Source organism: Gemmatimonas sp. (assembly GCF_036405635.1).
GTDB lineage: Bacteria > Gemmatimonadota > Gemmatimonadetes > Gemmatimonadales > Gemmatimonadaceae > Gemmatimonas.
Map to the genome: position 1 here is coordinate 1 of NZ_DASWXE010000221.1, position 8128 is coordinate 8128.

The 8128-nt window shown below is 65.9% G+C and carries 4 protein-coding genes; 2 read left to right on the top strand and 2 right to left on the bottom strand.

Going from position 1 to position 8128, the window contains the following annotated elements; all coding sequences use genetic code 11:
• Positions 1 to 141: 141 nt before the first annotated feature.
• Positions 142 to 3834 (bottom strand): carboxypeptidase-like regulatory domain-containing protein, encoded by a 3693-nt coding sequence (locus VGE27_RS17430; protein WP_331050955.1) that lies wholly within the window; start codon positions 3832 to 3834, stop codon positions 142 to 144.
• 152 nt (positions 3835 to 3986) lie between these two features.
• Between VGE27_RS17430 and VGE27_RS17435 the strand changes: the two genes are divergently transcribed.
• Positions 3987 to 7100: a sensor histidine kinase gene (locus VGE27_RS17435; protein ID WP_331050956.1), complete on the top strand. Its 3114-nt coding sequence runs from the start codon at positions 3987 to 3989 to the stop codon at positions 7098 to 7100.
• A gap of 47 nt (positions 7101 to 7147) precedes the next feature.
• On the opposite strand, the gene VGE27_RS17440 is transcribed toward VGE27_RS17435, so the two are convergent.
• Positions 7148 to 7837: a response regulator transcription factor gene (locus VGE27_RS17440; protein ID WP_331050957.1), complete on the bottom strand. Its 690-nt coding sequence runs from the start codon at positions 7835 to 7837 to the stop codon at positions 7148 to 7150.
• Between the two features lie 112 nt (positions 7838 to 7949).
• On the opposite strand from VGE27_RS17440, the gene VGE27_RS19520 reads away from it, so the two are divergent.
• A partial coding sequence (locus VGE27_RS19520; RefSeq protein WP_345788036.1) for an alpha/beta hydrolase occupies positions 7950 to 8128 on the top strand: 179 nt, incomplete at its 3' end.

An 8128-nucleotide genomic window follows, 5' to 3' on the forward strand; every position in this document is an offset into this window, starting at 1 on the left:
GGGCATGGCTGACTCCTTGGGCGGAAGGGCGCGAACACCGAAGTTCCGGGCTTCGGTATTTTTTCGGTCTGCCGATATTAGGGCCCTGGGACGACCCCCGCAAGGCGGGCCGCCCTCCGCCTTCGTCAAGCCGCCTGATCGTTACTTCCGCACCTGCGGCACCGTGTGTTTGAGCGTGATACTGCGACCGAAGAAGTAGCGCGACTGCTTTCGCTGCGGCGCCGGCACAGTGAGCATGTCCTTGAGCAGTGTGATGACGTCCATCTGCTGCGGGTCCAGTACCTCTGCCGCGATCTCCGGCTGCTTCCAGAACAGCTCCCAATAGGCCTTCTGCACGGTCTTGACCGAGTCCAGCGCCTGCTTGCTCGCCACACCCTCCGGCTGCGCGGCCAGGAACTGCGCCAGCGGTCGATACAACTCGCGCACCTGCTCACTGAACACGGAATCGCGCTGGCGCAGCTTGTCGATCTGCGGCGGCAGCAGGAACAGCGTGTCCGCTTCCTCGACGAGCACCTTGTGAATGCTCGACGTCTCCCGCAGGTAGCGTGAGACCAGTGAGTCCTCACCACGACGTTCCCACCGACCGCTCATGCGCACAGGCTCGATGGCACGGCGCAGGGCCTGGAGGTCATAGTCGGTGTGCAGTCGCAAACTGATGTCCAGCGTCACGCGGAAGGGATCGCGCCACGACAGACGTGCCGGGCGCGTCTCTGCGAAGCGCGGATTCACATCGTAGCGGAAGGCGCGCGCACTGGCGTCGAAACCACGGGGCACGAGCAGCGTGGCATCGGGCGTGGACACACCACCCCAGCCACGCATGTTCTCGCCATGCAACAGTTGATCCACGCCCGAGAGCACATTGTTGGCGAACAACGTCACGTTGACGCGGTTGCGCCAGTTCGTGGCGCCGTAGTTGATGGGGAGCGCCCAGCTGACCGAGAGCGTGCGGGTCCACGGGCCGCGACAGGCCTGACGGGTGTCGCTGCGTCCCATGGTGGCCAACAGGCAGGCACGCGCCACGGGGCTGCCCGATTCCAGCAGACCGCGCAGTCCCGATGCGAGTGCGGCGTCGCTGGTGGTGGCCGGATCGGGCACCCACGCACGATCGCCGCCGCGACCATCGCCGTTCACATCAGCCTGCACCAGCGGTGTGAACGGCAATCCCGACTGCAGGCGTGCAAAAGCCGAGAAGTTGCCGAGGCGCCCACCGCGTCCGAACTGGAGCAGCCACACATGCCGCGCGTCCGCGAAGCTCGGCGCCCACTCCACGGCTGCGGGATCCGCAAAGGTGGCGCCATCGAAGCCACGCTGCTGTCGATCGATGCGCTGCACCGTGTAGTTGACCGTCATGAACGGCCAGCCGCGCCACTTGCGATTGAATCGATCCAGGCCCGCACTGAACGTGACCTGGCCACCACGGCCACGCAGGTCGCTGGTGAGCATGTCCACACGACTGTACGCGCTGGTGCGCCGCGCCTCGGCAGGTGACAGGGCGCCTGTGGCCGCATCGATGGCCGACGGTGACACGAACACCGTGCGCCCGCCCTCATTGGCGAGCGTGAAGCGCGATACGCCGGCGAAGTTGCGGTCCACCAGCGATGGCTGGTTGAGATCGAGTGTGGCGAGCGCGCTGGCCCGGAACACCATCGTGAAGCGCGAGGTGTTGTAGTCGAGCGAGGCGCGCCAGCTGCGCGGCACATCGAAGTTGCGGCTCAACACCGATACCGATGGCGCACGTTCACCGAGTGGTCCACCGCCATCGGCGCACTGGGTGGGCAAAGGTGCATCCGTGGCCGACCAGGACGGCAGCGGCACGGCGGCACCAACACAATTCAGTGACAACACGCTGCCCGGCAATCCCGTGCGCGCCGCCGCATCGGCCAACACATCGGGGCGCCAGAGATCGCGGAATTCGCCGATACCGCCGCGCAGCACACCGGTGGGATAGCGGAACCATGTTCCGAATGGCGTGCCCGACATGCCCGACCCGTTGTCGCGCGCCTTGTTGAACGCGTAGGTGAAGCCGACGCGCGGGCTCACATGCACCCGCGGCGCCACACCACCAGTACGAATGCCCAGTGCATTCTCCAGCGCCTCGTTGCGCGCCGGCCCGCCAAGAGCGCCGTTGCCTTCCACGCGCGCGCCGTAGATCAGCGAGAAGAACCGACTGGGCGCCCAGGTGTGCGAAAGCGCGACCGCACTGTTCCACACCTGCCCTTCACGTTCGGGGTTGAGCAACGTGCGCGAATACGACATCGGCCGATTGGCCGCGAGATCGTCAAGCGAAGCATAGGTGTATCGCCCCACGCCGTTGGCACCGCCCTGCTGCGTCAGCCCATCGTAGCGCGCCCATGCGATCGCCCGCAGTTGATGCTGCCGGCCATGGATGTTGCGCATGAACTCATGGTTCGCTTCGGCAGTCCAACGGGTGTTGTCGAGCAACTCACTACCACGCCCTCCCAGCGACAACGAGGCGATGCCGGCATCGGTGGCGTCGGTGCTGCCCGTCGTGCGCACCAGTACATCGAGCGCCGGCTGCTGCAGATACGGCGTGGTGCGGTTGTTGACCATGCCCACGTTGAAACGTGTGGTCTGCACCGTGGAGAAAGCGGGTCCCGACCACCGGCCCAGTGACAGCATGGCACCGGCGGCGCGCTCACGACGTGCTGCCCCAGCGCCGGGCGCCATCAGGGCCGACAATCCCTCGTTGTCATTCTCAGACTGATTCGCATACACCGTGAGGAACCGCGTGCGACTCGTGTCTCGTGTGTCATCGAACCGCGCCATGACACCGAACCCATCGCGGCGCACGGCGGTGGGAATACCCGACGGACGCAGTCGCAACCCCAACCCCTGCGCCACCTGACGCGCACGTTGCACCGAATCGAGCGCCACACCTGAACGCTCGTATGCCAAGGCATCAGCGCCCGTGATGTCCACCAGTGCCCGATCGGTGCGTGAGGCGTCGACGGAGATGTTGTACGTCATCACACCGCGAATCGCTTCCCCATCGATACCACCCGACGCACGCCACATCTGATTGGTGGCACCCAGCGCACGCCCCACGGCATCGGTGGCCTGCAGTGCCCGCATGTCACCGGTGAAGAACAGGTTGCGATTCTGGCTGTCACGACTGCCACCCGACAGACGCAGGTCGATGTTCGCGCCGGAGAATCCACCGCGCGTGGCATCGTAGGTGGCACCGGTCACGCGAGTCTCCACGCGTGCCGCACGCGGTACACTCGACGCGCCCATGGCCATGCCATTCAGGGTCGTCAGGTTGCTCGTGCCCGACGCGCCAAGCATGGACGGACCGCCCGGCCCCATCACCACCCCGGGAATGGTCGACACGGTCGTCGAGATGTCGCCTGCCACACTGGGCGGCAATCCCGCGCTCGCCCCCTGCCGCCACGCCTCGGCCGAGCCAGTCTCCTGCGTGTAGGGATTCACCGCCGTGGTGGCGCGCACCGGCTGGTTGGCCGTCACCTGCACTGCATCCAAGGACGTCACGTTGCCTGACAACACAAAGTCGGCCGTGTACTCGCGCTCATTGCCCACGCGCGTGATGCGTCGACGTGCGCCCTTGAAACCCGCCGCCTGCACGGCCACGAGGTAGTCACCCGTGCCCGGGTCGAAGGTGACCGTGTAACGACCACTGTCGTTCGTGGCCACCGTCTGCACCAGTCGATCGGGGCCACGGGTCACGAACACCGTGGCCGCACTGATCACGCGTCCGCTGTCGGAGGTGATGCGGCCCCGGATGGTTTCCGGCTGGGCGAGCGCGACGACGGGAAAGCCGAGGAGGAGTGCAGGCAGCCAGTGGAGGAGGCGCATGGCAGCAGGGGATTGCGGGCGTATGGAGGTGACGACACGCCTTGGGACAGTGCGATGCCGTGAATCGTTGCGTCACAGGCTGTGCATTCCCAACCGGCGACAGTAATATCCGCGCGCCTGCGCCATCTCATGCCAATCACCGAGCCCGACCCGTGAGCCTGCCAACCATTCGCGGTCGTGTTGTCGTGCGGACCCGGCATCTCGCTGCGGTGGCCCTGCTCGCGCTGGCCGGCATGCGCGCCCATGCGCAGCCCCCCATGATCGAGCGCAGTCTGGCGCATATGCATCACGCGGCGTGGACCGAGCGCGAAGGATTGCCCGCATCCGGCATCAATGCGCTGCGCCGCTCGGCGGACGGCTACCTGTGGCTTGGCACGTCCGGCGGCTTGCTGCGGTTCGACGGCGCACGGTTCGTGCGCTTCGATTCCACGGACAGCCCCGCCCTGCGGTCGTCTGTCACGGGCACCTTCGCGCCGCAACTACTCGACCGCGATGGAGCGCTCTGGATCAGCCGACCCGACGGCGGCCTCGTACAGTATCGGGACCGCACATTCCGCGAAGTGATGCCCGCCAACGCCGAGCGCGGACGCGTCTCCACGATCATCGAAGATGGCCTCGGGCGTCTGTGGGCGATGTGCGGCCAGCTGTTCATCATCGATCGGCAGGGTGGCATCACATCGCCGCGCCTGCCACCCGGCGTCACGAACGCGCAGGTACAGGGCATTGCGCGCGATACGGCCAACGGCATGTGGCTGGGCACGCGTTCCGGTCAGATGTGGCACATCGCTGCCGACGGCACGTCCACACCGATGCCCGTCAACTACAGCGGCGACTCCGGCATGCGCCCGCTGCTGCAGACGCGCGATGGCACGCTCTGGATCCTCAACAACGGCGTGGAATATCGCGAAGGAGGGAGTTGGCGCGGACTGCGCGACCCCGCGTCACCCAACGGCGAAGTGAATGCTGTTCGCGCCGTGGAACTGCCGGACAGCTCGGTCGTGGTGGCGTCGCGTGGTCATGGCCTGCTGCGCTGGAAACACGGACGCGTCGAACGTTTCGCCGAACACGAAGGGCTGACCGATGCGGTGACGCGTGCGCTGCTGTTCGATGCCGACGGCAGTCTGTGGGTCACCACGGACGGTGGGCTCGACCGTTTTCGGGCCGCGCCGTTCATCACGCTTGGCGCGGCCGACGGACTGCCGTTCGCCACACCGGGGCTGCTCTTCCCCGATGCCGGTGGCGCGCTGTGGATGAAAGACTTCGGTCATCCCACGCTGTACCTCGCCGACGGCGGCATCATCCGCCACGAAGTCGGACCCATTCGCGTGCGTGCCTTCACACCACCGCCTCCCAATCGGTACCTCCTGCTCGGCACCTCGAAGCGGAACGCACAGGATGCCTGGGCGATGGACAACCGTCTGCAGTTGCTGCGCTTCACGCAGGGCCGCTTCACGGTCAGTCGTCCGGCAAACTGGCCCGGTTTTGTCCCGTTTCTGGTGACCGAAGACCGTCGCCAGCGGTTCTGGGTTGCATTCAACGGCGGTGGTGGTGGATTCGGCGTGGTGCGCGACGGACAGTTCCAGCGCATCCCGGATTCGTCTTCCACCGCGGCAACATGGGCCAACCGCATTGTCGAGGATTCACTCGGCAATATCTGGGTCGCGCAGGAGAATCCGGAACAACTGCTGCGCATCACCAGCGATCGCACCGGCGATCGAACCGGTGATCGCATCGCCGATCGCATTGTGCCACCACACGGCACGAGCTTCGGCCAGATGCTCGTCGAAGGCGGTGATACACTGTGGGCGCTCAACGGAGATCAGTTCGCGCGTATTGCCGGCGGACGCTTCACACGGGTGGCGGTGCCCGGCACGGCCGCCACCCTGCGCGGTGGTTCTGCCGCCCTGCAGCTCGCCCACGGGTATCTTTGGTTCGGCTCCGATCTGGGCATCGGGCGAGTGCGCGTGGATGCCATGCATCGCGCCGCCGATGCTGGCGCGTCTGACACCACAGCGACTCCCCGGGTAGAATGGTTCGACGCCTTTGACGGACTGGTGTCACCCAAACTCGTGGGCGGTGATCGCCATGCCACCGCGCATACGCGGGATGGACGCCTGTGGTTTGCCACACCGGCTGGACTTGCCGTGGTCGATCCACAGCACATGCCGCCCCGCCCTTTCCCGCCGCATACACTCATCGAGTCCGTAGTGGCTGCGGGAAGAGCAATTCCGCTCGGTGCCTCGGTCGACATCCCACCGCATCCGGATCGTGTGGAGATCCGTTTCACCGCGACCGCGCTGCACATCCCGGAGCGGGTGCACCTGCAGTATCGCCTCGATGGCGTGGACCGTGACTGGCAGGACGTGAGTGGCCCGCGGGTGACCAGCTACACACAACTGCGGCATGGACGCTATCGCTTTCGCGTGCGCAGCTGGATGACCGGGGATACGCCGGGCGAGGAAGTCACGATTGGTCTCCGCGTGCGTCCGGCATGGTACGAGAGCTGGTGGTTCATCGTGATCGCGGCATTGGCGGTGACGGGGGGGATCGTGCTCGCGGTGCGTGCATCACTCCGCGCCCGCACCCGTGGTGCCGCCGAGCGTATTCAGGCCCGCTTCGACGCCGAGTTGGGTGAACGCAGCCGCATTGCCCGTGAACTGCATGACACGCTGTTGCAGGGCTTCACCGGCATCACGCTGCAACTGCAGGCGGTACAGAGCCAGATCCAGCAATCACCAACACAAGCCTCCGACTCGCTCGAGCGCATCCTCACCCAGGCTGACGGCGCATTGCGCGAAGCACGGACCATGGTGTGGGACATGCGCGCCCCGGAATTGGGCGAACAGGATCTCGCCGGCGCACTCGAAGCGGCCGTGCGCAGTACCATCAACGCGGAAGCCATCGCCCTGCAATTCACCGTGCACGGGCAACGTCAGCGCATGGCGCCGTCCATCGAGTCTGCCTTGCTGCGTATCGGCCGGGAGGCAGTGGCCAATGCCGTGAAGCATTCGGGAGCGTCGGTGATCCGGGTGCAGCTGACCTTCAGTGCGCGGGACATCGCGCTGGCTGTCGAAGACAACGGACGAGGCATGAACCCCATCATTCCGGAACCCACCAGTGAAGGTGGACGCTGGGGCGTGCGCGGCATGCGTGAGCGCGCAGCACAGATCGGTGGGACTTTGTCCATCGAGAGCGCGTTGGGCAGTGGCACCACTGTGTCGGTGCGGGTGCCACTCCCGTCCGGCACCGCACGACGATTGCCCTGACCACGCGGCGTATCCGGCGCGCGTCCGTCGAGATGAAATTCGACGCCTCAGTCGAGATGAATGATGCCGCGACGTAGTGCGATCATCACCGCCGCCGTGCGGTCGTCGGTACCCAGTTTCTGCAGGATGTTGCGCACATGCACCTTCATGGTGCTTTCAGCCCGTCCAAGCTGGGCCGCGATATCCGGGTTGCTGAGCCCCTTCGCCATGAGCTCGAGCACCTCGAGTTCGCGCGTCGTGAGCGCGATGCGCGGGGTGTGTTCGGCGAGGCGTGCCGCCACCGGCGCGGGAATGCCACGCATGCCACGATGCACACTGCGAATCACCTGCAATAGCTCGGTGCGCAGCGTGTCCTTGAGCAGATAGCCGCGCGCACCGGCCGACAGCGCCCGGTGAATGTCCTCATCACCTTCGTAGGTGGTGAGCGCGATGATGCGGGCGTCGGGGAATTCATCGCGGATGCCTTCGATGGCCGACACACCGTCCATGACCGGCATGCGCATGTCCATGAGCACGATGGACGGCCGGTGCAGACGATAGGCCTCGATGGCCTCCTCCCCATTGGACGCCTCGGCAACCAACTGCAAGTCCGGCTGTGACCCGATCACGGCCGCGAGCCCCGCGCGCAGCAGCGCATGGTCATCGACGGTGAGAATGGTGATCGGTGTCGCGTCGCTCATGCCGGAAGATGTGTCGGTCGCCCCGGCGTTGCGAATACGTCGATCGACGTAGGCCATGACCCTCCCATGGGTCGATCCGAAACGGACCCGCGCGTGCGATAGTGGCGGCTGCCCGAACCACCCGTGCCCCGCCCGTCAAGAAAAGAAAGGCACCACCGGAGACTCGCACATGTCGCCCCCGCATGCGGCCCCATCACGAACCGCGTCCACGATCACCACGCCCGACGGCACGCAGATCTACTACAAGGACTGGGGCACCGGCCCGGTGGTGATGTTCAGTCACGGCTGGCCACTGAATGCCGACAGCTGGGAAGCGCAGATGTTGTTCCTGGCCAACAAGGGCTTCCG

Excerpts from the sequence above, each read along its gene's own strand:
- VGE27_RS17430 (WP_331050955.1), bottom strand. The coding sequence starts at position 3,834 with ATGCGCCTCCTCCACTGGCTGCCTGCACTCCTCCTCGGCTTTCCCGTC.
- VGE27_RS17440 (WP_331050957.1), bottom strand. The coding sequence starts at position 7,837 with ATGGCCTACGTCGATCGACGTATTCGCAACGCCGGGGCGACCGACACA.